This is a genomic window from Beduinella massiliensis (assembly GCF_900199405.1).
In the GTDB taxonomy this organism is placed as follows: Bacteria; Bacillota; Clostridia; order Christensenellales; family Aristaeellaceae; genus Beduinella; species Beduinella massiliensis.
The window spans coordinates 1,519,261-1,545,047 of record NZ_LT963430.1; the positions used below are offsets into that span (position 1 = coordinate 1,519,261).

The 25,787-nt window shown below is 63.0% G+C and carries 25 protein-coding genes and 5 tRNA genes; 26 read left to right on the forward strand and 4 right to left on the reverse strand.

Annotated features, from left to right (window positions below):
• Window positions 1-4: 4 nt before the first annotated feature.
• The 5 genes from plsX (at window position 5) to ftsY (ending at window position 6,597) form a co-directional block, all read left to right on the forward strand.
• Window positions 5-1,033 (forward strand): phosphate acyltransferase PlsX, encoded by a 1,029-nt coding sequence (plsX, locus tag C1725_RS07520; protein ID WP_102411020.1) that lies wholly within the window; start codon window positions 5-7, stop codon window positions 1,031-1,033.
• Window positions 1,034-1,059: 26 nt separating this feature from the next.
• On the forward strand, window positions 1,060-1,287 hold the full coding sequence (locus C1725_RS07525; RefSeq protein WP_102411021.1) for an acyl carrier protein: 228 nt from the start codon (window positions 1,060-1,062) through the stop codon (window positions 1,285-1,287).
• A gap of 129 nt (window positions 1,288-1,416) precedes the next feature.
• Window positions 1,417-2,097: a ribonuclease III gene (gene rnc, locus C1725_RS07530; RefSeq protein WP_102411022.1), complete on the forward strand. Its 681-nt coding sequence runs from the start codon at window positions 1,417-1,419 to the stop codon at window positions 2,095-2,097.
• Between the two features lie 15 nt (window positions 2,098-2,112).
• Window positions 2,113-5,670, forward strand: coding sequence for a chromosome segregation protein SMC (gene smc / locus C1725_RS07535; RefSeq protein WP_102411023.1), 3,558 nt, complete (start codon window positions 2,113-2,115; stop codon window positions 5,668-5,670).
• 12 nt (window positions 5,671-5,682) lie between these two features.
• Window positions 5,683-6,597, forward strand: a complete 915-nt coding sequence (ftsY, locus tag C1725_RS07540; protein ID WP_102411024.1) for a signal recognition particle-docking protein FtsY — start codon at window positions 5,683-5,685, stop codon at window positions 6,595-6,597.
• A 47-nt stretch (window positions 6,598-6,644) separates the two neighbouring features.
• Here ftsY and C1725_RS07545 read toward each other — a convergent pair whose 3' ends face one another.
• The gene (locus C1725_RS07545; protein WP_102411025.1) at window positions 6,645-7,313 is read right to left on the reverse strand and encodes a hypothetical protein; all 669 of its coding nucleotides are present in this window, start codon (window positions 7,311-7,313) and stop codon (window positions 6,645-6,647) included.
• Window positions 7,314-7,473: 160 nt separating this feature from the next.
• On the opposite strand from C1725_RS07545, the gene C1725_RS07550 reads away from it, so the two are divergent.
• The 10 genes from C1725_RS07550 (at window position 7,474) to recO (ending at window position 18,189) form a co-directional block, all read left to right on the forward strand.
• The gene (locus C1725_RS07550) at window positions 7,474-8,913 is read left to right on the forward strand and encodes a DNA recombination protein RmuC (protein WP_346026451.1); all 1,440 of its coding nucleotides are present in this window, start codon (window positions 7,474-7,476) and stop codon (window positions 8,911-8,913) included.
• Window positions 8,914-8,949: 36 nt separating this feature from the next.
• The gene (locus C1725_RS07555; protein ID WP_102411027.1) at window positions 8,950-9,864 is read left to right on the forward strand and encodes a GNAT family N-acetyltransferase; all 915 of its coding nucleotides are present in this window, start codon (window positions 8,950-8,952) and stop codon (window positions 9,862-9,864) included.
• Window positions 9,865-9,910: 46 nt separating this feature from the next.
• Complete coding sequence (locus C1725_RS07560; RefSeq protein WP_102411028.1) at window positions 9,911-10,735, forward strand: undecaprenyl-diphosphate phosphatase; 825 nt, start codon at window positions 9,911-9,913, stop codon at window positions 10,733-10,735.
• 190 nt (window positions 10,736-10,925) lie between these two features.
• Window positions 10,926-11,201: a YabP/YqfC family sporulation protein gene (locus tag C1725_RS19270; protein WP_346026452.1), complete on the forward strand. Its 276-nt coding sequence runs from the start codon at window positions 10,926-10,928 to the stop codon at window positions 11,199-11,201.
• Window positions 11,202-11,212: 11 nt separating this feature from the next.
• Entirely contained in the window at window positions 11,213-12,400 is a 1,188-nt protein-coding gene (locus C1725_RS07570; protein WP_102411030.1) for a sporulation protein YqfD, read from the forward strand.
• On the forward strand, window positions 12,397-13,422 hold the full coding sequence (locus C1725_RS07575) for a PhoH family protein (protein WP_346026453.1): 1,026 nt from the start codon (window positions 12,397-12,399) through the stop codon (window positions 13,420-13,422). Before C1725_RS07570 ends, C1725_RS07575 begins: the two co-directional genes overlap by 4 nt.
• Window positions 13,370-15,661 carry an HD family phosphohydrolase gene (locus tag C1725_RS07580; RefSeq protein WP_346026454.1) on the forward strand — a complete coding sequence of 764 codons (2,292 nt, stop codon included), beginning with the start codon at window positions 13,370-13,372 and terminating at the stop codon, window positions 15,659-15,661. The genes C1725_RS07575 and C1725_RS07580 overlap by 53 nt, the downstream gene beginning before the upstream one ends.
• Window positions 15,651-16,532, forward strand: a complete 882-nt coding sequence (locus C1725_RS07585) for a cytidine deaminase (protein WP_102411032.1) — start codon at window positions 15,651-15,653, stop codon at window positions 16,530-16,532. The genes C1725_RS07580 and C1725_RS07585 overlap by 11 nt, the downstream gene beginning before the upstream one ends.
• A 10-nt stretch (window positions 16,533-16,542) precedes the next feature.
• Complete coding sequence (gene era, locus C1725_RS07590) at window positions 16,543-17,436, forward strand: GTPase Era (RefSeq protein WP_102411033.1); 894 nt, start codon at window positions 16,543-16,545, stop codon at window positions 17,434-17,436.
• 3 nt (window positions 17,437-17,439) lie between these two features.
• Window positions 17,440-18,189, forward strand: coding sequence for a DNA repair protein RecO (gene recO, locus C1725_RS07595; RefSeq protein ID WP_102411034.1), 750 nt, complete (start codon window positions 17,440-17,442; stop codon window positions 18,187-18,189).
• 49 nt (window positions 18,190-18,238) lie between these two features.
• Here recO and C1725_RS07600 read toward each other — a convergent pair whose 3' ends face one another.
• The gene (locus tag C1725_RS07600) at window positions 18,239-18,508 is read right to left on the reverse strand and encodes an alpha/beta-type small acid-soluble spore protein (RefSeq protein WP_428829576.1); all 270 of its coding nucleotides are present in this window, start codon (window positions 18,506-18,508) and stop codon (window positions 18,239-18,241) included.
• 36 nt (window positions 18,509-18,544) lie between these two features.
• Window positions 18,545-18,757 (reverse strand): small, acid-soluble spore protein, alpha/beta type, encoded by a 213-nt coding sequence (locus C1725_RS07605; protein WP_102411035.1) that lies wholly within the window; start codon window positions 18,755-18,757, stop codon window positions 18,545-18,547.
• Window positions 18,758-19,016: 259 nt separating this feature from the next.
• Here C1725_RS07605 and hisZ point away from each other — a divergent pair, with 259 nt between their 5' ends.
• The 11 genes from hisZ (at window position 19,017) to C1725_RS07660 (ending at window position 24,679) form a co-directional block, all read left to right on the forward strand.
• Entirely contained in the window at window positions 19,017-20,243 is a 1,227-nt protein-coding gene (gene hisZ, locus C1725_RS07610) for an ATP phosphoribosyltransferase regulatory subunit (protein ID WP_346026455.1), read from the forward strand.
• On the forward strand, window positions 20,231-20,890 hold the full coding sequence (gene hisG, locus C1725_RS07615; RefSeq protein WP_102411037.1) for an ATP phosphoribosyltransferase: 660 nt from the start codon (window positions 20,231-20,233) through the stop codon (window positions 20,888-20,890). Before hisZ ends, hisG begins: the two co-directional genes overlap by 13 nt.
• Window positions 20,887-22,176, forward strand: a complete 1,290-nt coding sequence (gene hisD / locus C1725_RS07620; protein ID WP_102411038.1) for a histidinol dehydrogenase — start codon at window positions 20,887-20,889, stop codon at window positions 22,174-22,176. Before hisG ends, hisD begins: the two co-directional genes overlap by 4 nt.
• A gap of 8 nt (window positions 22,177-22,184) precedes the next feature.
• On the forward strand, window positions 22,185-22,769 hold the full coding sequence (gene hisB, locus C1725_RS07625; protein WP_102411039.1) for an imidazoleglycerol-phosphate dehydratase HisB: 585 nt from the start codon (window positions 22,185-22,187) through the stop codon (window positions 22,767-22,769).
• Window positions 22,770-22,779: 10 nt separating this feature from the next.
• Complete coding sequence (hisA, locus tag C1725_RS07630) at window positions 22,780-23,496, forward strand: 1-(5-phosphoribosyl)-5-[(5-phosphoribosylamino)methylideneamino]imidazole-4-carboxamide isomerase (RefSeq protein ID WP_102411040.1); 717 nt, start codon at window positions 22,780-22,782, stop codon at window positions 23,494-23,496.
• Between the two features lie 3 nt (window positions 23,497-23,499).
• Window positions 23,500-24,120, forward strand: coding sequence for a bifunctional phosphoribosyl-AMP cyclohydrolase/phosphoribosyl-ATP diphosphatase HisIE (gene hisIE / locus C1725_RS07635; RefSeq protein WP_102411041.1), 621 nt, complete (start codon window positions 23,500-23,502; stop codon window positions 24,118-24,120).
• 161 nt (window positions 24,121-24,281) lie between these two features.
• Window positions 24,282-24,357: transfer RNA gene (locus C1725_RS07640), tRNA-Val, on the forward strand.
• Window positions 24,358-24,363: 6 nt separating this feature from the next.
• Window positions 24,364-24,440: transfer RNA gene (locus C1725_RS07645), tRNA-Asp, on the forward strand.
• A 3-nt stretch (window positions 24,441-24,443) separates the two neighbouring features.
• A tRNA-Phe gene (locus C1725_RS07650) sits at window positions 24,444-24,519 on the forward strand.
• Window positions 24,520-24,525: 6 nt separating this feature from the next.
• Window positions 24,526-24,600 (forward strand) — tRNA-Gly (locus C1725_RS07655).
• Window positions 24,601-24,604: 4 nt separating this feature from the next.
• Window positions 24,605-24,679 (forward strand) — tRNA-Cys (locus C1725_RS07660).
• A 126-nt stretch (window positions 24,680-24,805) separates the two neighbouring features.
• Here C1725_RS07660 and rbsK read toward each other — a convergent pair.
• Window positions 24,806-25,762 (reverse strand): ribokinase, encoded by a 957-nt coding sequence (gene rbsK / locus C1725_RS07665; protein ID WP_102411042.1) that lies wholly within the window; start codon window positions 25,760-25,762, stop codon window positions 24,806-24,808.
• Window positions 25,763-25,787 lie beyond the last annotated feature (25 nt).

The following is a 25,787-nucleotide window of genomic DNA, read 5'->3' on the forward strand; positions in this document are numbered from 1 at the left end:
AAAAATGAAAATTGTTGTGGATGCGATGGGCGGCGACCTCGCACCGGCGGTCAACGTGCAGGGCGCGATCGACGCGCTGCGCGCCTTCCCGGACGTGGAAATCGCTCTCGTCGGGCGCAGGGACGACATTCGCGCCTGCCTGGGCGAGTACGCCGACGTGGCGGACAGGCTGGAGATCGTCGATGCGCCGGACGTCATCACCACGCACGAGCACCCCGTGATGGCGCTGCGCAAAAAGCCGCAGTCCTCGCTGGTGGTGGGTATGAACCTTGTGCGCGCGAAGGAGGCGGAGGCGTTCGTCTCCGCAGGCTCGACCGGCGCGATCATGGCGGGCGCGATGTTCAAGATCGGCCGTATTGACGGCATCGAGCGCCCGGCGCTCGCGCCCGTGCTGCCCGCGCCTAAGAAGCCGCTGATGCTCATCGACGCGGGCGCGAACGTGGACTGCCACCCGGAGTGGCTGGTGCAGTTCGGCCTGATGGGCAGCGTGTACATGGAAAAGGTCATGGGCGTGAAGGCACCGCAGGTCGGCATCATCAACATCGGCGAAGAAGCGGAAAAGGGCGACGACCTGACAAAGAAGACGTACGAGCTCATGTCTCAGGGGCAGCCGTACCAATTCGCGGGCAACGTGGAGGCAAGAGAGATCCTATCGGGTCAGGTGGACGTGCTTGCCTGCGACGGCTTCGTGGGCAATGTCGTGCTCAAGTACACCGAGGGTATGGCGGGCACCATGTTCGGCATGATCAAGACAGGCCTGATGGGCTCGCTGCGCGGAAAGATCGGCGCACTGCTCTGCAAGCCGGTATTTCGGGAGATCAAGCATTCCATGGACTCCACGGAGGTCGGCGGCGCGCCGCTGCTGGGTGTGGAGGGCGCGGTCGTCAAGGCGCACGGCAATTCCAACGCGCGCGCGATCTTCTGCGCAATCCGTCAGGCGCGCAAGATGGTCGAGGGCCGGGTAGTCGAGATCATCGGGCGTGAAGTCACCAACCTCGTGCTCGCGCAGGACGCGCAGCAGGAACAGAAATAAGGAAAATTAAGAAAGGGGTCATTCACATGGTCTTTGAAGAACTCAAAAAGATGATCGTCCGTCAGCTTAAGGTGCCCGAAAGCGCGGTGACGCTGGAGGCGCGCCTTCAAGAGGACCTAAAGGCGGACAGCGCGAACGTGATGATGCTCATCATGGACATCGAGCAGGACTTTGACATCACCGTGGACGACGACGCGATCGCGACCGTCAAGACGGTCGGCGACCTGGTCAAGTACATCGAAGCCAAAAAGTGACGCGCTGCCGTGGGCGCGGGCAGATTATGCCCGCGCCCGCAGGCTGCCTGGAAAGATGGAAGCATGAGCAGTGCAACCCGCAGAGCGGGCGGCAGTGCTGATGCTTTCCCCTGTGAATGGGAGGAAGCTATGGATACGGAGACGATCAGCCGGGCGCTTTGCTATGCGTTCCGGAACGACAAGCTGCTGGCGCAGGCGCTGACCCACCCGTCGTATGCCCTGCAGCACCACGTGCCGGACAACCAGCGCTTGGAGTTTTTGGGAGATGCGGTACTCGAAATCTGCGTCAGCCGCGTGCTGTATGCGCGCTATCCGCAGATGCAGGAGGGACAGCTTACGCGCAGGCGGGCGCTGCTCGTGCGCGAGGCGACGCTGGCCGCTGCGGCACGGCGGCTGGGCTTGGGCCCGGCGCTGCTGCTCGATCACGGCGAGGAGCTGGACGGCGGGCGGGAGAAGCCTTCGATTCTCGCGGACGCGATGGAGGCGGTGCTGGCGGCCGTATATCTGGATGGCGGCATGGAAGCCGCCGCTGCGCTGGTGGATCGGATGATGGGCGATTACGAGCCGGAGGAAGAGGAGGACCGCGACGCAAAATCGCGCCTTCAGGAGTTTTTGCAGGCGGCGGGTGAAACCGTGCCGCGCTATCAGATCGTGGCGGAGGAAGGGCCTCCCCATGCGCGCGTGTTCACGGCGGAGGTGCTGCGCGCGGACGGAGAGCTGCTTGGGCGCGGCGAGGGCGTGAGCAAGAAGCGCGCGGAGCAGCAGGCGGCGCAGCAGGCGCTGGAACGCCTGACGCAGGAAAAGCGATAAGGAGTTGGAACGCGGTTGCGGCTGAAAAAACTGGAGATCTACGGCTTTAAGTCGTTCGCCGATCGCACCGAGATCGTCTTTGACCAGGGGATCACGGGGATCGTCGGGCCGAACGGCAGCGGCAAATCGAATATATCCGACGCGGTGCGCTGGGTACTGGGCGAGCAGAACGCGCGCAGCCTGCGCGGCGGCCGCATGGAGGACATCATCTTCGGCGGCACGGAGAAGCGAAAGAAGCTGGGTTACTGTGAGGTATCGCTGACGTTTGAAAACGAAGACCGCGCCCTGCCGGTGGATTTTTCCGAGGTGTGCGTGACGCGGCGCGTCTATCGAAACGGCGAGAGCGAGTATCAGCTCAACAAGACGGCCTGCCGCCTGCGCGACATCATCGACCTCTTTCGCGATACCGGCATCGGCAAGGAGGGCTATTCGCTGATCGGCCAGGGCCGTATCGACGAGATCCTTTCCGCCAAGTCGGAGGATCGCCGTCAGGTTTTTGAGGAAGCGGCGGGCATCGTCAAGTACAAGGTGCGCAAGGACGAAGCGGAACGGCGCATGGAGAACACGCGCCAGAACCTGCTGCGCGTCGAGGACATCCTGGAGGAATTGCAGGCACAGTTGGAACCCCTGCAGAAGCAGAGCGAGACGGCGCGGCGTTACATTGCCCTGCGCGAAGAGCTGCGCGGGCTGGAGCTGAACGCGTTCGTCGTTCGATCCGACCGGGCGAAGGAGCGCATCGACGCCCTGCAAAAGACGATCGACGGCCTGCAGGAGGCGATCACCGAGGGGGAACGCCGCACACAGGAAAACACGCAGGAGCGCGCCCAGCAGGAAGAGGCTGTTTCAGAGCTGGATCGTCAGGTTTCCGCTGCGCACGCGCAGGTGCTCGACCTGACGCGGGAATTGGAGGCGCGCGAAGGCGAGAACAACGTCCTGCGCGCGGAAATCGCCCACGCGCAGCAGGACGAAGAGCGATTAGGCGCGCAGGTCGACGAGGCGGACAAGCGCCTGGAGGCTCTGCGTACCCTGGCCGAGAGCAGCACCGGCGACGAGGGCAGCCGCAGCGGCCTTCTGGACGAGGGCCGGGCAGCGCTCGCGGCGCTGGAGGAAGAGCTGCTCGGGGCGCAGGCGCACGCGGAGGAGGCGGAGGAGACGCTCAACGCGCACAAGGCGGCGATCATCGACGCGATGAACCGCCTTTCCGATGTGCGCACGACGCAGACGCGGCTGACGACCATGCGCCAGTCGCTGGAAAAGCGGCTGGAGGAATCGCTGTCGCAAAAGGGCGACATGGAGGCGGAACAGGCGCGCCTGCAGGAAGCATTGTCGGCCGCCAAGGACGCGCTTTCGGCGGTGGATGGCGGGCTGCGCGACTTACAGGACGAGGCGGAACGTCTCGATGTCAAGGTGCGCGCGCACGGCGAGCGCGGCGAGGCGCTGAAGAACCAGCTTCAGGAGCTATCGGGCAGGCAGCAGGGGCTGTCCTCGCGTCTGCGTGTGCTGCGCGAGATGGAGCGCGATTACGAGGGTTATCAGCACGCCGTCAAGCAGGTGCTGCTGCATGGCGAGAAAAAGGGCGGCGTGCACGGCGTCGTGGCGACGCTGATTCATGCGCCCAGGGAATACGAACGCGCCATCGAGGCGGTGCTCGGCGGGGCGCTGCAAAACGTCGTCACCGAGGATGAATACGTCGCCAAGGACATGATCGCCTACCTGCGCCAGAACCGCTATGGAAGGGCGACGTTTTTACCGCTGACGAGCGTACGCGGCCGCGTGCTTTCGCCCGCCGAGCGTCAGGTGCTGTCGATGCCCGGCTGTCTGGGCGTGGCGTCGGAGCTGGTTACCTACGACGAGAAGTACCGCGGGGTCGTGGAGAGCCTGTTGGGGCGCACGATCATCGCGAAGGATCTGGACGCGGGCATTCAGATCATGCGCCGGGGCAGGCAGGCGTTCCGCCTGGTGACGCTGGAGGGCGACGTCATGCACTCCGGCGGATCGATGACTGGCGGCAGCTCGCAGTCGCGCATGACGAGCCTGCTCTCGCGCGAGCGCGAGATTTCCGAGCACGAGGCACTCATCGCCCAGAACGCGAAGCAGATCGAGGAGATCAGGCAGGAGCTGGAGCAGATCGAGCAGTCCCGCAGCGAAGAAAAGCGCCTGCGCTCGGAGCTCTTTTCGCGCCTGCATCAGGAAGAGATCGCGGTCGCCCGCGAGCAGGAGCGCGTAGCTTCCGCGCAGACGGAGCTTTCGCAGCACGAGGCGCGCATGCGCCAGGCGCAGGCGATGCGCGAGCAGATCAGCGACAACCTCGCGGACATCGGCGAACAGCTTGCGGGCATGACCGAGCGTCAGGATGGCGCGCAGCAGGACACGGCCCGCATGCAGCAGGAGACGGCGCAGCTCGCGCTCGTGCAGAGCGAGGCGCGCGCGCAGGTGGATGGCCTGCGCGAACAGGTGACCGCGCAGCGCGTGGAGCTGGCCTCGCTTGAGCGCGAGATCGAAGCTTTGCGGCGCGACAGCGCGCGCCTGCAAAACGAGCAGCAGACGCTGCGCGCGCGCAGAGAGGAAAACGCGCGCGCCCGCGAAGAGAGCCTGCGTACGCGAAAGGAAGCTGCGGAGCAGCTTTCGCAGGGCGAGGCGGATCAGCAGGACTGCCAGCAGCGCCTGAACGGGGCGCAGGACGCGCTTGCGCGGGCACAGCGGCGGCGCGAGGAGCGTCAGCAGGCGGTTCGCGAGATCACGGAGCGGCTGGACGCGCTGCGCGAATCCGTCGCGCAGGACGTGGACAAGCACCACCGCGCGGAGCTGCAGCTTTCCCGCGCGCAAAGCGATCTTTCTCAAATGCAGGAGCGCATCTGGGAGGATTACGAGCTGACCTACGCGGGCGCGCTGGAATTCAGGACGGAGGGCTTTGAACTGGCGGACAGCGAAAAGCGCATCGGCGTCATCCGCACCGAGATTCGTCAGATGGGTTCGGTCAACGTCAACGCGGTGGAGGACTACCGCGCGTGCCGGGAACGCTTTGACGACCTGAGCGCGCAGCGGGACGATTTGACCCGCGCGCAGGAGGACTTGCAGGGCATCATCGAGGGGCTGCTCGTGAAGATGGAAAGGCAGTTCAAGCAGAACTTCGACCAGCTGAACGTCTTCTTCGGCGAGACGTTTACGCGCCTGTTCGGCGGCGGACGGGCGGAGCTCAAGCTGCAGGATCCCTCGGACGTGCTGAACTGCGGCATCGAGATCGTGGCGCAGCCCCCGGGAAAGAAGCTGCAGATGCTGAGCCTCCTTTCGGGCGGCGAGCGGGCGCTGACCGCAATCGCGATTTTGTTTGCGATGCTTCGCCTCAAACCGACGCCGTTCTGCATTCTGGACGAGATCGAGGCGGCGTTGGACGACGCAAACATTTCTTACTATGCGGACTACTTAAAGGAATTTGCGCAGAACACCCAGTTTGTCGTCGTCACCCACCGCAAGGGGACGATGGAACGCTGCGACGCGCTTTACGGCGTGACGATGGAAGAAAAGGGCGTTTCGCGCATGATTAGCGTACAACTGAGCGACCATATGGAATAAGGAGGGAAAATCATGGCGGAAGAAAAGAAAAAAGGCTTTTTCGCGCGCCTGAAAGAGGGACTGACCAAGACGCGCGATTCGCTGGCGGGCAGGGTGGATCAGCTCGTGGTTTCGACCCGCGAGATCGACGACGACTTTTACGAGGAGCTCACCGACATTCTCATCATGGCGGACATCGGCATGAAGACGACGGACGAGATGATCGAGGAGCTCAAGCGCCGCGTCGCCGCTGAAAAGACGAAGAGCGCCGACCGTGCGCACGACATCCTCAAGGACATCCTCAAGGAAAAGATGAACATGCCGCGTCCACCGCTCAAGTGGCCGATGGTCATGCTGATCGTGGGCGTCAACGGCGTAGGCAAGACGACGACGATCGGCAAGCTCGCCCTGCGCTTTAAGGATGCGCAGCACACCGTCATGCTGGCGGCGGCGGATACGTTCCGCGCGGCGGCGGCCGATCAGCTCGAAATCTGGGCGAACCGCGCACAGGTGCCGCTCGTCCGCCGCGAGGAAGGCGCGGATCCCGCGGCGGTCGTGTACGATGCGGTGCAGTCCGCGAAGGGCCGCGGGGCGGACCTGCTGATCGTGGATACGGCGGGACGGCTGCACAACAAGAAGAACCTCATGGAGGAACTGCGCAAGATGACGCGCATCATCGAGCGCGAGTACCCGGAGGCTGAGGTGCGCACGATGCTCGTCATCGACGCGACCACGGGCCAAAACGGCCTTTCGCAGGCCAGGGAGTTCAACGACGTCGCGGACATCACCGGCATCGTGCTTACGAAGCTGGACGGCACCGCAAAGGGCGGCATTGCCGTAGCGATTCGGGATGCCCTGAACGTGCCGGTTCTCTATGTGGGCGTGGGCGAGGGGATTGACGACCTGCAGGCCTTCGACGCTTCCGAGTTTGTAGACGCGATCTTCTAAGGCGTTCGCCATAAAAAAAGAGCGCCTTTGGCGCTCCTTTACTTTATTTACAGGTTGCCGGCGCCCAGCGCGATCTGGGAGATGGCGTTGTCCTCCGGATTGACGGTGTAGCGGCACCAGACGTTCGGGTATTTCACGTAGCAGGCGCCCACGTTGTCCGGGTAGGTGGTGAGCGGCGCGACGAGTGTGATTTCGATCATGTCCGAAGCGACGGTCAGCATGCCGTAAGGCGGAAGAATCACGTCCGAATCGCCCTCCGTGCCGCTGCCCGCGGAGTAGAGCACCGCCATGTCGTCGTTCATGTCCTCACTGTAATGAATGGGCAGGCGCGCGAGCAGCGTGTCCAGCGAATCGCCGATGGATATGCCACGAGGACCGGCCTCGCCTGCGGCGAGTTTGTAGGAACCCTCCTGTACTGCACGCTGCATCTGCTCCTGCGTGAGGTCCGAAGGCCCAAAGGGCGCGGTGACGTCGTAGGCAAGGGGCGCCTGCGTGCTCTCCGCCGGCGGCTGCACGGTCTGCGGATTTCCGCGCCGGGCGAGGAGCAGCGCGCACAGAACGATCGTCAGGATCACGATGCAGACGAAGAGCCCGATGATGAGCAGGCGCATTTTCCGCTGCGCGGCGTTTTGCGCGGCTTCCCGGCGTTCGTCCTTCTCCTCTTCGCTTGTGTTGTTTTCAGGCGCTTTTTCGGGGCGCCGCGTACGTCTTTCCATGATCTTACCTCCCATACATGTGTAGGCCGAAAAGGGCGTCTGCCTGGGGTGCATGCCCACGGGCCGGATGCGCCGAGCGGTTTCTCTATCTATTATACTCTATTTTATGCCTGATTGCCACCGCTCAGAATCGGTGGCGCCAAGAGAGGGGTTGCTGAACGTGAACGCTGTGCTGTCATTCCTCGCGGGGCATCAAGCTGTACTGGGGATTGGGGCCTTTGCGGCGCTATGTCTGCTGCTCGCGCTGTGGCTGCTTTCGCGCAGACAGACGCGCCGGATGGAGGAGCGCCTTGCGGCGCTGTCGCAGGAACTGCGGGAGCAGTCGCAGAAGGAAGCGCAGGGGGCTGCGGAGCGCGAGGAGAAGCAGCGCGCGGAGATACGGGACGACGTGCGCGGCGTGAACGATTCGCTCGTGCGCATGATGGGCGAAATGGCGCGTACGCAGCAGGGACAGCTCGATTCCTTCGGGGGACAGCTTCGCGCCGCCAGCCGCACGGACGAGGAGCGCATGGAGCGCATGCAGCGAGCGGTGGGCGAAAAGCTGGAAGCCTATGAAGGGCAGATGGAGCGCATCACGCAGGTGCTCGACGACAAGCTGAGCAGCAACGAAGAGCGCATCGAGCGCGTGCGCGCGGCGCTGGAGGGCGGGCTTACCCTCATTCGCCAGGAAAATGAGCAGAAGCTGGAGCAGATGCGGCAGGCGGTGGACGAAAAGCTTTCCGGCTCGCTGGACAGGCGGCTGGGGGAGTCCTTCCGGCTGGTGAGCGACCGGCTGGAGCAGGTGACACAGGAGCTTTCGCAGATGCAGACGTTGGCCAGCGGGGTCGGCGACCTCAAACGGGTGCTGACACACGTGAACGTGAGCGGCTCCTGGAGCGAGGTGCGCCTGGGTACGCTGCTGGAGCAGATGCTCGCGCCGGAGCAGTACAAGGCAGCCGTTCAGGTAAAACCTGAAGGCGGGGCGGCTGTGGACTACGCCCTGGTGCTGCCGGGAACCGGCGGCGGATTGCCTGTATACCTGCCCATCGACGCCAGCTTCCCCCAGGAGGACTATACGCGCTTCATCGACGCGAGCGACAGCGGGGACGGCGGCGTGATCGAGGCGGCGCAGCGCGCGTTGGAGGCGTCCGTCCGCCTGCACGCGCGCCGGATTCACGACCGCTTCATCGCCCCGCCCTATACGACGGATTATGCGGTCATGTTCTTGCCGACGGAGGGACTCTATGCGCAGGTGCTTCGCATGGGCGCGCTGTGCGATCAGCTGCAAAACCAATACCGCGTGGTGACAGCGGGCCCTACGACGCTGGCCGCGCTGCTCAACAGCCTGCAAATGGGCTTTCGCACGCTGCAGATCGAACGCCAATCCGCCGAGGTATGGAAGCTGCTCGGCGCGGTCAAGACGGAGTTTTCGCACTTCAGCGAGCTGCTCGTGCGCACGCAGCAAAAGCTGCGCCAGGCCTCCGATTCCATCGAGGATGCGGCGCGCAAGACGCGCACGATTCAGGAGCGGCTGGAGGACGTGCAGGAGCTGCCGGGCGGAAAGGCGCGCGAGTTATTGCCCTTTGAGCGGGAAGAGGACGCAGAGGACGAATGGAACTGAGGCGCCCCAAAGCGCCCGATAAAAGGAGGAAACGGTATGGCAGTGACGCTTCGCACGCTGCGGATGGAGGAACTGGATGCCTGGTATGCGCTTTGCGGCCAGCTCTTTGAGGTGGGCCCGCTGTACTTTCGACGGCACTTTGAAACAGATCCCTGGGCGGACGTCGGGGGAATCTTCGTGGCGGAGGACGCGGGCAGGCTCGTTTCGAGCGTGCGCGTCTTTACGCGTTATCTGATGCTGGAGGGGTGTCCCCAGCTCACGGGCGGCATCGGCGAGGTCTGCACGCTGCCCGAATATCGCGGGCAGGGCATCTCGGGACGGTTGCTCACCATGGCGGAGGCGTACATGAGCGAACGCGGCATGCACCTGCGCGCCCTTTACGGCGTGCTCACCAGCCATTACGGCAGGCACGGCTTTGCGCCGGTTCAGACATTTTACCGCCGCGTGCCGCTGGAAAGCCTGCCGGAGCTATCGGGTGCGCAGCGAGTGCGCGCCTTTGAGGGAGCGGATCTGCCCGCGGCGCAGGGGCTTTACGACCTGTACATGGGTCAGTTCCCGCTCTCGTTCTGGCGCGGGGAAAGCGCCTACTGGGAGCGGTGGGTGCTTTCCGAGTGGAAGGAAACGCTGGTGTTAGAGGAGAACGGTCGGGTTGCCGCCTATGCGGACGTGCATGTGGAAGACGGCGTCCTCAAGGTTCAGGACGCGGCCTGTGTGCCGGGCGAGGAGGCTTCGCTTTACGCGCTGCTGGGCGAGGCCGCCCGGCGCCTTAGCGCTTCACAGGTCGAGGGGCCGGAGCCGGTGCTTTCGGGCGCTTGCGGCGAGCGGGTGAAGGAGCACACCGGGCATCTGATGCTGGCAGTATCCGGAACCGTCTGCGGCCTTACGGACGTGCGGGGCGTCGAAGGGCTCGCCGCTGAACGAATCGTGCAGTGGCAGGTGGATGGATTTTAAGCTATCGCATATACATTTGGCAAAAAGGAAATAAGGACGGGAAACGATGGAAATTTTAAAGGCGATTTTCCTGGGGCTGGTGGAGGGTATCACCGAGTGGCTGCCCATTTCGAGCACCGGCCACATGCTTCTCGTGGATGAGTTCGTGAAGCTCAACGCGAGCGACGCGTTCAAGGAGATGTTCTTTGTCGTCATCCAGCTTGGCGCGATCCTGGCCGTGGTGCTGCTCTTTTTTAACAAGCTCTGGCCCTTTACGACGCGGGCCAAGGGGCTGGTGAAGCGGGACGTCATGAACCTGTGGGGCAAGGTGCTGGTGGCGAGTGTGCCCGCGGCGGTCATCGGCATCCCCTTCGACGACGCGATCGACGCGCTGTTTTACAACAGTCCGTTCGTCATCGCTGCGGCGCTGATCGGCTACGGTATCCTCTTCATCGTGCTGGAAAACAGAAATGGGCACGGAAAACATCGCCGCAGACTGGAAGACCTGGAGGATCTTTCCTATAAACAGGCGATCCTGATCGGCGCCTTTCAGGTGCTGGCGCTGGTGCCCGGCACCTCGCGTTCGGGCTCGACAATTTTGGGCGCGATGATCCTGGGGCTTGCACGACCGGCGGCGGCGGAGTTCAGCTTTTACATGTCCATTCCCGCGATGTTTGGCGCGAGCCTCATTAAGATGCTCAAGTTCGGCCTGGCCTTCACCGCGGCGGAGGCGCAGATATTGCTCGCGGGCACGCTGATGGCCTTTATCGTCTCGGTATTTGCGATCAAGTTCCTGATGTCCTTCGTCAAGAAGCACGATTTCAAGGTGTTTGGATGGTATCGAATCGTGCTGGGCGTACTGGTGATCCTGTACTTCACGCTGGTTCGATAAGCGGTAAACAGATGGGCCCTTCCGGAATCGAAAGATGCCGGGAGGGCCCATTTTACGGCTTGCCCTCCTTTGTCGACAGCTTAGCGCGGCGGACGGCAAAAGGGACAAAAAAGATGGAAGGCCGCGCGGATTGACGCGCGCACTGCATCCAACCCGCCCTGCGCGCATAGGCTGTACGGGGGTGAGAGCTGTGAAGGGCGCAAAGGAAGGAATCAGAAAGACCATGCGCAGCGTCGGTCTGCCCGAGGAGGTCGTCCTGGGGACGCCGAAGCTGACGCTTTCGGGGATGAACCATATGGCGCTGGAAAACCATCAGGGAATTCTCGAATGCGGAGATGATACCGTGCGCGTGCGTACCAGCGAGGGCATCCTGTGCGTCAAGGGAAAGGGGCTCACGCTGGCACATCTGCGCGCGAGCGTCCTGACCGTCGAAGGCGACATCGAGCAGCTCTTTTACCAAAGGTAGGAGGGACAGACGTGAAAGATGGAATCGGCTTTCTGCGCGTTCGCGTGCAGGGGCTATCGCTTGAAAAGATGCTTGCGCGCGCGCTCGATCAGGAAATCGAGCTGAAGGACGTCTCGCGTGAATCGCCCAAGGTGATGACGCTGACCGTCGCGGCGCGCGATTATGATAGATTGCAGGAGCTTTGCAGCCACGTCGGCTGGAAGACCGAGGTGATCCATGTCAGCGCGGGCGGGCGCGCCTATCGCATGCTCAGGCGGCGCGCGATGTTGACGGTCGCCGCGGCCGTGTTCTTGCTGGGCGTATGGGCCGTAAACCTTTGTATCTGGCGCGTGGACGTACGCGCGGACGCCGTGATTGCGACGGAGGTATACGAACTGCTTTCGGCGCGCGACGTAGGGGTGGGCAGCTTCAAGGCGCGCCTGGATCCGCAGGCGCTTCGCGCGCAGCTTGCGCGCGAACTGAACGACGCTTCTTGGGTGGACGTGCGCATCCAGGGTGTTTCGCTGGTCGTGGAATGCGTGTCGGCGCGCATCGCGGTGCCGGAGGAATACGGCGGGGGTGTGCGCGACATCATCGCCTCGCGCGACGGGGTCATCACGCAGCTGCTCGTCTCGGCAGGTACCGCGAGAGCGCGCATCGGGGATGCGGTACGGCGCGGCCAGGTGATCGTCGCGGGCGAGGAGCGCACCGCGGGCGGCGAGACGAAGCCGGTCGCCGCGCATGCGCAGGTTTTGGCGAGGGTTTGGTACGAAGGCCGGGCGGCCATCCCCGCTTACGAGGTGACGAGCACGCCTACGGGGCGGGAAGCCGTCGTCAATACCCTGACGACGCCTGTGGGAAGCCTTTCGTGGCCCGAGGCGCCGGATTATGCCGCCTTCGACCGCGGCGTCGTGCTCCAGCCGGTCGTCGGTGCGTTTTTGCCCGTTACGCTCAGGCGCGAGCAATACATCGAGGTAAGCCTTTCAAAGACGCCGCGCGAGGAGGCGCAGGCACAGGCGGAGGCAGCCGCGGCGGCGGAGCAAATTGCGATGGAAAACGTGCCATTTGACGCGCAGATTGTTGACAAATGGGTAGATTATAGTATGATAGAAGACGAGATGCTGTGTGCTACGGTGGTTATCGAAGCGGTCGAATCCATCGGCATGGCGTCTGAGGAGGCGGCACAATCGCCTTCGGAGAATGGAGGATCCCTTGATTGACCGATAAGAACCTGACGCTGTCCGTGCAGGGATCGGAGAACTGCATGGCGCTGCTGGGCACGAACGACAGCAATGTGCGCGTGCTGGGGCAGCAGACGAACACGTCCGTCATCCTCCGGGGGACGGATCTGATGATCTCCGGCGAAGAGAAGGATGTGGACTGCGCGGAGGCTGTCGTCCGTCAGATGCTGACGCTGATGCGCCGCGGCGAGACGGTGGATACGTCCACCATTCGCTATGCGGTGTCGCTATACCGCGCGGGCGAGCTGGACCGCATGGACGAACTGATGAGCGACATCGTCGCGGTGAACTTCCGGGGCCGCCCGGTGAAGTGCAAGACGCTGGGGCAGCGCGAATACGTGGGGGCGATCAAGAAGAACGCGCTCACGTTCGGCGTGGGCCCGGCGGGAACGGGCAAGACATACCTCGCGATGGCCGCGGCGGTCGTCGCCCTCAAGAACAAGGAAGTGGAGCGCATCGTGCTCACGCGCCCGGCGGTGGAGGCGGGGGAAAAGCTGGGTTTTCTGCCCGGCGACCTGACGCAGAAGGTGGACCCGTACCTGCGCCCGCTGTACGACGCGCTGTTCGACCTGATGGGACCGGAAAGCTACCAGCGCCTTTCGGATCGCGGCGTGATCGAGGTTGCGCCGCTGGCCTACATGCGCGGGCGCACCCTTTCCGATTCGTTCATCATTTTGGACGAGGCGCAGAATACGACGTCCGAGCAAATGAAGATGTTTTTGACGCGCATGGGCTTTCGCTCGCGGATGGTCATCACCGGCGATCTGACGCAGGTGGACCTGCCGCGCGGCCGGGTTTCTGGCCTCAGCGAAGCGCTTGCGGTGCTTGAAGGCGTACCGGACATCGCGATGGTGCGCCTCACGCACCGCGACGTCGTGCGCCACGAGCTGGTGCAGTCCATCGTGCTCGCTTACGAGCGCTATGCCCAGCGCGAAAAGGAGGGTATGCATGACACAGAAGGAAAAGAAGCCCAGGAAGGGGCTTCGGGAGTTCGTCCGTAACCGGAAAGCGGCCTCCGCGTTGCTCTTTGCCCTCGCCTATGTCGCGGTCATCACGCTTTGCGTGACGAGCATCACGCCGGAGCGCTATGCGCTCAGCGTGGGCGACATCGCCAAGAAGACGATTACGGCCAGCAAGGACGTGGTGGACGAGGTCACGACACAGCAGCGGCGCGACGCAGCCGCTGCGCAGGCGGCCCCCGTCTATTACAAGGACGAGGGCGTGAAGGAGATTGTCCTTGCGGACTTTGAAAAGGCGTTCGAGGAAATCGGAGACGTGCAGTCCTTGGGAGCCTCCATCCTTTCCCAGCGCGGGGAGGCGGTGGGCGATGCGGAATTTACCCAGGAGGACTACGACGCGGCGCGTGCGCTGCTGACGATGGTGGAATTGAGCAATTATCAGCTCAACACCCTGATGAGCGCGAGCGCGGAAGACCTCAAAAACCTCTATCAGAGCCTGAGCTCCGCCACGCGCACGACGCTGATCGGCACCATTCCGGAGGGCTCCGAGTCGGACGCGATCAACAACATTCAGCAGCTGATTGCCTACAACACCAGCTCCGCCTTGTGGTGGAACGTCGCCAAGCCGCTGCTGAGCACGGTGCTTCAGCCCAACATGAAGATCGATCAGGAGGCCACCGAGCAGAACCGCCAGAAGGCCATCGAGGCGGTGGAACCGGTCGTCTATAAGCAGGGTGAAAACATCGTGCGCCAGGGCGAACGCGTGACCAGCGCACAGCTCGCGCTGCTTTCGTCCCTGGGCCTGCTGGAGGGCAAGAGCTTCGACGCGCAGCTGTATATCGGCACAGGCGCGCTGCTGCTCATGCTGATGCTCGTCATGTCGGCGGCGCTTCGGATGTTTGCGCCCGCCGTGATCGGGGACACCAAGCAGGAGCTGCTGCTGCTCATCATCGGGCTGCTGGCGCTGGGGCTTTCGGTGCTGGTAATGCGCTTTAACCTCTACGCCATCCCGATCGTGCTGGGCGCGCTGATGGCGGCGAGCCTGATCGGGACTGCGCCGGCATACATCCTGAACCTGACGCTCGCGGGCATCGTTTCCATGCTGACGCTCAGGCTCAGCGGCGCGGTGCCCACGCAGGTGCTTTCCACGGCGCTGACGGGCATCGTCGGCGGCACGGTCGGCATTTACACCCTGCGCCGCCGCGCCACGCGCGTAGGTCTGCTGCTATCGGGCCTTGCGGTCGGCGCGGTAAACCTGGGGGTGGTGCTCTGCGTCGGGGGACTCACGAACACCGACATCCAGCTCGTGCTCAACGGCGCGCTTTATTCGATGCTGGGCGGCTTTATCGCCTCGGTGCTGTGCGTGGGCATTCAGCCGCTTTTGGAGACGGCCTTCAACCTGGTCACGCCATCCAAACTGCTGGAGCTCTCCAATCCCAACCAGCCGCTCCTGCGCCGTCTGATGATCGAAACGCCGGGCACGTATCATCACTCGGTGGTCGTCGCCAACATCGCGGAGGCTGCGGCAGAGGCGATCGGCGCGAACGCGCTGCTCGTGCGCGTGGGCGCCTATTATCACGACATCGGCAAGCTCAAACGGCCGAATTACTTTAAGGAAAACCAAATGGGCGAGAACCCGCACGACTACACGGATCCGCGGGTGTCGGCGGAAATCCTGATCGCACACGTCCGGGACGGCGTGGCGCTGGGCCAGAAAAACCGGCTGCCGCTCGCGATCATCGACCTCATCCGCCAGCACCACGGCGACACGCCGGTGCTCTACTTCTACCATAAAGCGCTCAAGCAGGGGGGCGAGGAGCCCAACGTGGCGGACTTCCGCTACGACGGCCCCAAGCCGCAGACCCGTGAGGCGGCGGTGCTGATGCTCGCGGACACGGTCGAGGCGGCCGTTCGCTCCATGCCCGACCCGACGCCCGACAGCATCCAGCAGATGATTCAAAAGCTCGTTCGCGGCAAGATCGACGACGGGCAGATGGACGAATCGCCGCTCACATTCCGCGACATCGAGCGCGTGTGCCAGGCGTTTGCGCAGGTGCTCAACGGCGTGTTCCACGAGCGCATCGAGTACCCGGACGTCAACCTGCATCCGGAAAAGGACGAGCAGGTGCCCGACGAGATCGCCGCCTACGTGCCCACGCAGGCGGACGAGCAGAACCTGCACGCGGCGGCAAAGGAGACGGAAGCCGATCCGGTGCAGGAAAGCACGCCCGACGACGCAAAGGACGAGGCTGGAAAGGCGGGAAAGCGGGATGAGGCTTGAAATAGACGGCGCCTGCCGGGACGTGGACGAAGCGCTGCTGCGCCGTGTGGCGGACGCCTGCGAGCAGGAGGAAGGGCTGACGGGACGTTATCAGGCGCTGGCGATGTTCGTGACGGACGAACGCATTCGCGAGATCAACTGTGAGATGCGCAAGAAGGACGCCGCGACGGACGTGCTCTCCTTTCCCACCTGCACTTATCCCCGGGGGACGGCCCGGGACAACGAATCCCTTCTGCGGCGTGAAATCGACCCGGATACGGGCTGTGTGCACCTGGGCGATATCGTCATCTCTCTGGAGCACGCGCGTGCGCAGGCGGAAGAATATGGACACAGCGCTGCACGGGAGATCGGGTATCTGCTCGCGCATGGGCTGATGCATGTAATGGGGTATGACCATATGAACGAAGCGGACAAGCGCGCGATGCGCGAAAAGGAAGAGGCGGCGCTGGCGCGCGCGGGCCTTTCCCGTGATGGAGACGGCGAGCTGCTCGCCGCCGCGCGAGAGATGACGACGCGCGCCTACGCGCCGTATTCCCGGTATACGGTCGGCGCTGCGCTGCGCTCAAAGGATGGGCGCGTCTTCACCGGCTGCAACGTGGAGTGCGCAGCCTATGGCATGGCGATGTGCGCGGAACGCACGGCGCTGTGCAAGGCCGTCAGCGAGGGCGCGCGTGAATTCGAGGCGATCGCCATCGCGTCCAATGGTTCCGCGCCTTATCCCTGCGGCGCCTGCAGGCAGATGCTCTACGAGTTCGCGCCGGACCTGCGCGTGCTGGTCACCTGGGGCGATCAGGTGCGCGAAACGACGCTTAACGCCCTGCTGCCGGAGGGTTTCGGCCCCAGTTCGCTGCCGGGCATGGAAGAAAAGTAAGGAGATACGTATGCCGGAAAAGAAAACGCCCTTTCACTCGGGCTTCGTGGCCATCCTGGGCCGCCCGAACGTGGGCAAATCGACGCTGATGAACAAGATGATCGGCGAGAAGGTCGCCATCGTCTCCAACCGCCCCCAGACGACGCGCAACCGCATCATGGGCGTCGTGTCGCATGACGACTGGCAGATCGTCTTTTTGGACACGCCCGGCCTGCACAAGCCGCGTACGCGCCTGGGGGAGTACATGGTGAAGGCCGCGAAGGACGCGACCGACGGGATCGATGCGCTGATCGTGATGGTGGATGCCTCCGAGGTCGGGCCCAATGACCGAGAGATCGTGGAGACGATGAAGAAGGAACGGGTGCCTAAGGTGCTCGTCGTCAACAAGACGGACATGGTGGCGGAGGAGAAGCTCATGAGCGTGCTCGCCTCCTTCAACGACTGCGGCTACGACGCGGTGGTACCGTTAAGCGCGCAGACGGGCAAGGGGCTGGAGGAGCTTACGCGCGTGCTGCGCGGTTTTCTGCCCGAGGGCCCGCGCTATTTTCCCGGCGACATGGTGACCGACCAGCCGGAACGCGTGCTGTGCGCGGAGATCATCCGCGAAAAGGCGCTTCGGAACCTGCGCGAGGAGGTTCCGCACGGCATCGGCGTGGAGATGATGGCGATGACCCGCCTGTCGGACACTCTGACGGAGATTCAGGCGACGATCTACTGCGAAAAGGCGTCGCATAAGGGCATTATTATCGGCAAGCAGGGCGCGATGCTGAAGACCATCGGAACGCAGGCGCGCTTGGACATCGAGCGGCTGCTGGATACGAAGGTTTCGCTCAAGCTGTGGGTCAAGGTGCGGGAGGATTGGCGCAACCGCAAGGATGACCTGCGTACCCTGGGCTACGAATAAGAAATGGGTAACTTTACCATCCATGCGGTCGTCGTGCGCCATGCGGATTACCGTGAAAACGATCGCATGCTCACGTTGTTTTCGCCGGTGCTGGGGCGCGTGGAAGCGCTCTGCCGCGGATGCCGCAGGCAAAAGAGCCCGCTGCTCGCGGCATCAGAGCTGCTCTGCGCGGGCGAGTACGTGCTCTATCAGAAAAACGACCGCTGCACCGTGGTCTCCTGTGCGGTGCAGGACAGCTTTTATCCCCTGCGCGGCGATTACGAGCGGCTTACGCACGGGCTTTACATCACAGAGCTGTGCGATGCGGCGATCCAGCCGGGTCAGGAGGCCGAGCGGCTCTTTCTGTTGCTGCTGCGCTCTTTAGCGCATCTGGCGTACGGCAAGGCGCCTGCGGATCGTTTGACGTCGATCTTCCTGTGCGGATATGCGTCGCTGCTCGGCTACAGGCCGAGGCTTGGAAGCTGCCTTCGGTGCGGCGTCCCCCTGCCGGAGCCGGGCAAAGAGGCTTATTTCGATCACGGCGCGGGCGGCGTGCTGTGCGTTTCCTGCGCTCAGGGAAGACCTGTGATGGAAACGGGCGCCGCGCAGCGCATCTCGCGCGAGACGCTGATCTTCTTGCAGGGGACGATGAAACTGGGCCTTGCCATGCTGGACAGCGAAATTGCAATGCCCGAAAAGACGCTCCCGCTCCTTCGCCGCTATGTAGAAACGCGGGTGGAAAAGACGATTCGTTCCGCAAAGCTCATCACATGAAAAACGTGCATCCCGGTTTTTCGGGATGCACGCTTTTATATGCAAGCGATTACTTGCCGCTCATCTGGCGCTCCTGCTGCTCGATCATTTTCTTGACCATGTAGCCGCCGATGTAGCCGGCCTGACGGGAAGGCAGATCGCCGTTGTAGCCCTGCTTGAGGTTGATGCCCAGCTCGTTGGCGATCTCATACTTCATCGTGTTCAGCGCCTGCTTGGCTTCCGGCACGACGGTACGGTTGGAGTTGGAAGAGCCGCTGTTGTTCGTGCCGGCGCCCGCGCCGACGTTGGGCATATTCTGGGTGTTCTGGTTGTTATACATCGTTTTCTTCCTCCACTTTTTTGTCGATACTACGCTTTAGCGGCCCGCCATCTGACGTTCCGCCTGCTCGATCAGGCGCTTCACCATGTAACCGCCGACGTAGCCATTCTCACGCGAGGTCAGATCGCCGTTGTAGCCCTGCTTGAGGTTGACGCCCAGTTCGCGAGCGATCTCAAACTTCATGTTGTTGAGCGCCTCGCGCGCCTCCGGAACGTTGACCTTGTTCGAAGATCCGTTGTTGCTTGCCATGCTGTTTTCACCTCCCGTTCGTTTTCAAAGCTATTGTGATCTCAAAGCGCCTTTTGCAAACTGACAATTCACGACAGGCGAGCGCTTCAAATTCTTCAAAAAAATGAGAATCTGATTTCCTGGCGCAATGTGCCGTTTTCCCCTTGCATGGGGGCCGCAGCAAGCCGTATAATGAAGAAAAGCTTGACAAGCAATGATGCAGTGCTATAATGTACAGCATCATCACTTTAATTTGGTGAAGTATATTGTCGGAGGCAGCATGAACCGATTGAGCAAGCAGATCCCCGAGGGCATGCAGGACACCCTGCCCGGCGAGTGCAGACAAAAACGAAAGGTGGAGGGCGCGCTTCGCGCGCTCTTTGAAAGAAGCGGCTTTGCCGAGGTGCAGACCCCGGCGCTCGAATACTGCGACGTGTTCGCGGGCGGCGTCAGCGGCATCGCGCCGGAACAGATGTACAAGACGTTTGATAAAAACGGACGCATCCTGGCTGTCAGGCCGGACAACACCACACCCGTGATGCGCATGGCCGTAACGCGCATGCAGGGTGCGCCGCTCCCGCTCAGGCTCTGTTATGTGCAGGACGCGCTCAAGTACCCCGCGCGCGCCAACCCGCGCTTTTCGCAGGCGACGCAGGCGGGTGTGGAGCTGATGGGGGAGTCCTCCGCCGAGGCGGACGCGGAGGTCATCGCCCTGGCGGTGCGTTCGCTGCTGAGCGCGGGGCTGCGGTCGTTTCAAATCGACATCGGCCAGGTGGGCTTTTTCAAGGGACTGATGGAGGAGGCGGGGCTGCACGAGGACGAGATCGAGCAGCTGCGCGGCTATGTCGAGGAAAAGAACATGCTCGCCATCGAGCTGACGCTCGGCTCTAAACCGGTGAGCGACGAGGTTAAGCGGCGCATCATGCGTTTGCCGCAGCTGTACGGCGGGCCGGAGGTGCTGGATGCGGCGCAGGCCATGTCCGCGGCGCCGCTGTGCCAGCGTGCACTGCAGAATCTGCGCGACGTGCTCAGCGTGCTTTCCGACTACGGTCTTTTGCAATACGTCTCCATCGACCTTGGCATGGTGCACGCCATCGATTACTACACGGGCATGATCCTGCGCGGCATCACCTCGCAGCTCGGTCAGCCGCTGCTCTCCGGCGGCAGGTACGACCTGCTCGCGGCGGGTTTTGAGCGCCCGATGCCTGCGGTGGGGTTTGCGCTGGACATCAAGCAACTGCTGATCGCTTTGGAGCGTCAGGGGGAGCCGTTTGATCCCCCCGTGAGCGACGTGTTGCTGGCCTTTGCGCCGGGGGCGCGTGCACAGGCGCTGCTGCTTGCGACGCAGCTTCGCGGCGAGGGGCGTTCGGTGGAGCTGTGCTATCAGCGTGGCGCGGAGGAGCTCTCGGCGCTGGCTGCTCAAAAGAGGGCGCGGCGTGCCGTCTATGTGGATGGGCGCGGGGCGCACGATGTTTGGAAGGAGGGGGCACAGGCATGGAACCCGTAACCATAGCGCTCGCCAAGGGACGATTGGCGGAACAGACGATGGAGCTCCTGGAAGCGGTCGGTATAGACTGCGCGCAGGTACGAAGCCCCGGGCGAAAGCTGGTCTTTTCCGAGCCCACGGGCCGCTTTCGCTTCATCCTGGTCAAGCCCAGCGACGTGCCGACGTACGTCGATCACGGCGTGGCGGACATCGGCGTGGCGGGCAAGGATACCCTGATGGAGGAAAACCGGCCGCTGTACGAGCTCCTCGACCTGGGCTTTGGCAGGTGCAGGCTGTGCATCGCGGGCTTTCCGGAGGGCAAGCGGCGCGCGGTGACGGACGCGAACTTCCGCGTGGCGACGAAGTATCCCAACATCGCGCGCGAGTATTACGGCGCGAAGGGGCAGACCATCGAAATCATCAAGCTGAACGGCTCGGTCGAGCTGGGGCCGCTGGTGGGCCTCTCGGACGTCATTTTGGACGTCGTCGAAAGCGGCGGCACGCTGCGCGCGAACGGCCTGGAAATTCAGGAGACGGTCGTTCAGGACGTCAGCGCCCGCATGGTCGTCAACTGCGTCTCGCTCAAGACGAAGGGCGAACGCATCCGCTGGCTGATCGATTCCGTGGCGCAGGAGCTCATAAGACGCAGGGAGGCTGAAAGAGCATGATTCCGATTTTGCAGTACGGCGATAAAGAGGCACTGAAGGAACGCCTGCTTTCGCGTTCACAGCTCACGGACGAGGAGATTACAGGGCGCGTCAAGCAAATCGTGCGCGACGTGCAGGAACGGGGAGACGCGGCGCTCTTCGAGTACACCGAGCGCTTTGACAAGGCGAAGCTGAGCGAAAAGACCGTTCGCGTGACGGAGGATGAAATTCGCGCCGCCTACCGCGCGGCCGGCGAGGAATGGATCGGCTCCATGCGCGAAGCGGCGAAGCGCATCACGGCCTTTCACGAAAAGCAGCGCCAGCGCACGTGGATCGACTTCGAGGACGGCATCGCTCTGGGGCAGATGGTACGGCCGCTGGAGCGCGTGGGCGTCTACGTACCGGGAGGCACGGCGGCCTATCCCTCCAGCGTGCTGATGAACGTGCTGCCCGCACGCGTGGCGGGGGTGAAGGAGATTGTCATGGTGACGCCCCCCGGCGCGGACGGCAACGTCTCCTACCCGCTGACGCTGGTCGCGGCGGACATCGCGGGCGTGGATAAGATTTACAAGGTTGGCGGCGCGCAGGCCGTCGCCGCGCTGGCGTTCGGCACGGAGACGATTCCAAGGGTAGACAAGATCGTGGGCCCCGGCAACATCTACGTCGCCAATGCCAAGCGCGAGGTGTTCGGCCACTGCGGCATCGACATGGTCGCCGGTCCCTCCGAGGTGCTGGTGATTGCGGATGAGAGCGCTAACCCGGTGTACGTCGCGGCGGACATGCTTTCGCAGGCGGAGCACGATCCGCTCGCGGCGGCGGTCGTCGTGACCGATTCGCGGGAAATGGCCGCGCGCGTGGCGGCGGAGATCGAGCGCCAGACCGCGTTGCTTCCCCGCCGGGAGATCGTGGATCAGTCGCTCGCGCACTACGGTACCATCGTCGCCTGCGAGAACCTGCATCAAGCGGCGGAGGTTGCGAACCTCGTCGCCCCGGAGCATCTGGAGCTTTCCGTCGCGCAGCCCTTCGAGCTGCTGGGTGAAATTCACAACGCGGGTGCGGTCTTCCTGGGTCACTATGCGCCGGAGCCGCTGGGCGATTACTTTGCAGGCCCGAACCACGTGCTGCCCACGTCGGGCACGGCGCGGTTCTTTTCTCCGCTCAACGTCGAGGACTTCACCAAGAAATCCTCGCTGGTTTACTACAGCCGCGAGGCGCTTTCGGCGGTGTCGGACGACGTCGTCCGTCTGGCGCGCGCGGAGGGGCTGGACGCGCACGCAAACGCCGTGGCCGTCCGCTTCGGAAAGTGAGGCGGGTCATGCGCAAAGCAGAAATCGAAAGAAAGACGAACGAGACGGACATTCGCCTCTCTTTTTCGCTGGACGGCGAGGGACGGGCGGACGTGCGCTGTGGAATCGGTTTTTTTGAGCACATGCTCTCGGCGTTTTGCCGCTTTGGCCTCTTCGACATGGAGTTGACCTGCGCGGGCGATCTGGACGTGGACGCGCACCATACGGTGGAGGACGTCGGCATCTGTCTGGGCCAGGCGATCGCGCAGTCGCTCGGCGATAAGCGCGGCATCACGCGCCTGGGGCACGCCTGTGTGCCCATGGACGAGGCGTTGGCGTTCGTCGCGCTGGACGTTTCAGGCAGGCCGTTCCTCGTGTTTGACGCGCAGTTTTCGGCCCCCATGGTGGGGGCGATGGACACGCAGCTCGCGCAGGAGTTCTTCCGCGCGGTCGCGGTCGGCGCGGGGCTGACGCTGCACATGCGGGTGCCTTACGGGCAGAACGATCACCACAAGATCGAGGCGCTGTTTAAGGCGTTTGGACGGGCGCTGATGGACGCGTCGTCGCTCGACCCGCGCGTGAGGGGTGTGCCGTCTACAAAAGGCGTACTGTGAGGGAGATTCGATGATTATCTATCCAGCTATAGACATGAAGGACGGACGGTGCGTGCGTCTCTTGCAGGGGCGCGCGGAGGACGTCACGGATTACGGCGATCCGTGCGAGGTGGCGCGGCGCTGGGCGCAGGCAGGGGCGAGATGGATTCACCTCGTCGACCTGGACGGGGCCTTTAGCGGACAAGGCAAGAACCGGGAAGTCATCGCGCGCATCGCGCAGGAGCAGAGTGTTCCCGTGCAGCTGGGCGGCGGCATCCGCACGATGGCGGACGTGGAGGACAGGCTCGAGCGCGTGGGCGTGTCGCGCGTGATTCTGGGCACGGCGGCGGTTGAAAACCCGCGGCTCGTCAAAGAGGCCTGCCGGGCGTATCCAGGGCGCGTCGCCGTCGGCATCGACGCCAGGGACGGCTTTGTGGCGGTGCGCGGGTGGACGGAGCGCTCGGACGTTCCGGCGCTGGAGCTCGCGCGCCGCGTGCGCGATGCGGGCGTCGAAACGGTCGTCTATACCGATATCTCTAAGGACGGTATGATGCAGGGCCCCAGTATCGAACAGACGGCGCGGATGGTGCGCGAGAGCGGCCTTCGGGTGATCGGTTCGGGCGGCGTGAGCAGCCTGGCGGACATCGGGGCGCTGAAAGAGGCGGGGTGCGCGGGCGTCATCACGGGCAAGGCGCTCTACAGCGGCGCGTTTACGCTCGCGCAGGCACTTGGCTATGAGGAGGATTGAAGGATGGAACTTAGCGCAATCAAGTTTGACGAACACGGCCTCGTGCCCGCGGTGGCGCAGGACGCGAAGACGGGCGCGGTGCTGATGCTCGCGTACATGAACGAGGAGTCGCTTCGCCGCACGATCGATACGGGATACGCGACATACTACAGCCGCAGCAGGAAAACCCTCTGGAAGAAGGGCGAGACGAGCGGCCACGTGCAGCGCGTGCGCGAGATCCTCTACGACTGCGACGGGGACACGCTGCTGCTCAAGGTCGTACAGACGGGTGCGGCCTGCCACACGGGCGCGTATTCCTGTTTTCAAAATGCGCTGCTCGCACCGCAGGAAACGGAAGCCAACCCCGGCGCAAAGGTCCTTCAGGAGGTTTACAACGTCGTGCTCGACCGCATGGCGAATCCCAAGGAGGGCAGCTATACCAATTATCTGCTAGACAAGGGCGTCGAAAAGATTGCTAAAAAGGTTGGAGAAGAGGCGACGGAGACGGTGATCGCCGCGATCAAGAACGACAAGGACGAGACATGCTACGAGGCGTCTGACCTGCTCTATCACCTGCTCGTGCTGCTCGCGCAAAGAGGGATTACGTTGGACGAAATCTGGACGGAGCTCGCTTCGCGCCGTTGAATGCATGCCCTGCCGAAGCCAAAGCTTCGGCAGGGTATAAAGGTAAAAAGGTTGGAAGAAAATTCGCAAAATTGATTGACAAGCGGCGGAAAATGGTGTATTATATAACACGTCGCCGCGAGCGATGCAAACGAAGCGCTCGATACGCGGTATCTCACTTCGGGAGCATAGCTCAGCTGGGAGAGCATCTGCCTTACAAGCAGAGGGTCACAGGTTCGAGCCCTGTTGTTCCCACCATTTCATGGCGCGGTAGTTCAGTTGGTTAGAATGCCAGCCTGTCACGCTGGAGGTCGAGGGTTCGAGCCCCTTCCGCGTCGCCATTTGCCTTGGTAGCTCAGTCGGTAGAGCAGTAGACTGAAAATCTACGTGTCGGTGGTTCGATTCCGCCCCAAGGCACCACTTCGTGCGGTAGTAGCTCAGTGGTAGAGTGCCACCTTGCCAAGGTGGATGTCGCGAGTTCGAATCTCGTCTACCGCTCCAATCCGGCGCCATAGCCAAGTGGTAAGGCAAAGCTCTGCAAAAGCTTTATTCTCCAGTTCGAGTCTGGATGGCGCCTCCAGCAAGGGACTCAGATGTTGATGCAATGTCTGAGTTTTTTATTTTGCAGAGCGAATCCGAACAAAAAGCAAGGCGGATCCTTCCGATCCGGCCTTGCTTTTTGAATCGCCCGATGTTCTTAGTCGTTTCAGTAAACAAGCGTTTTGCGGCCCGCCGCTGCGAGCGCCGCGTTGACCTCGCGAAGCGCGGGAAGGCTGGGCTGCGCACCCATGCGAGATACGGAGATGGAAGCCGCTTGGTTGGCGAAGGTCATCGCGTCTGCCGTGTCCATGCCCGCGCAGGTCGCCGTAGAAAAGGCGCCGATGAAGCTGTCACCGGCCGCGGTCGGGTCGGCCGGTCTGGGGCAGGAAATCGCCGGGCACAAAAAAGAGCGCTTCCCGTCGCAGTAAAATGCCCCCGCTTCGCCCAGGGTAATGATTACGTTCTTTACGCCGCGCTGGAGAAGCGCGTCGGCGGCGGCTCGCGCCGATCGTTCGTCCCGCGGGCGAATGCCCGTGAGGTCCTCTGCCTCGTGTTCGTTGGGGATGATGTAGTCCAGCCGGGCTAAAAGATCGTCGCTGAGACCGTCCGAGGGCGCGGGGTTCAGCAGAATCGGAACCCCTTTTGCGCTGGCGTAACGAGCCACGAGCTCATTGATTACCATAGGGATTTCGAGCTGCAAAACCACCATGTCGAATCCGACGATCTCCTCTTCGAGAAAGGCGACGTCCCTTGGAAGAAAACTGTGATTGGCGCCGGGAACGACGAGGATGCGGTTTTGCGTGCCGTGCTCATCCGTCTGAATCTGAATGTTGCTCACGCCGGAGGCGCAAGTGTCCGTGACGATAACCTTCTTGGCATGTACGCCTGCCTCGCGCAGGGAGGCGGTCATGGTTTGTCCATTGGCGTCGCTGCCTATCTTGCCCACCAGGGTCACGTCCGCACCGAGGCGCGCCGCCTGCACGGCCTGGTTTGCGCCCTTGCCGCCGGAGGCGGTGGTAAAGTCGTAGCCCAGGATCGTTTCACCCGGCGCGACAAAGCGCTTTGCGCGGAAGATCATATCCATGACGAGGCTGCCGACGACGAGAATACGGGGTTTTTTCATACCGGTTTCCTCCCGATCCCTTTGA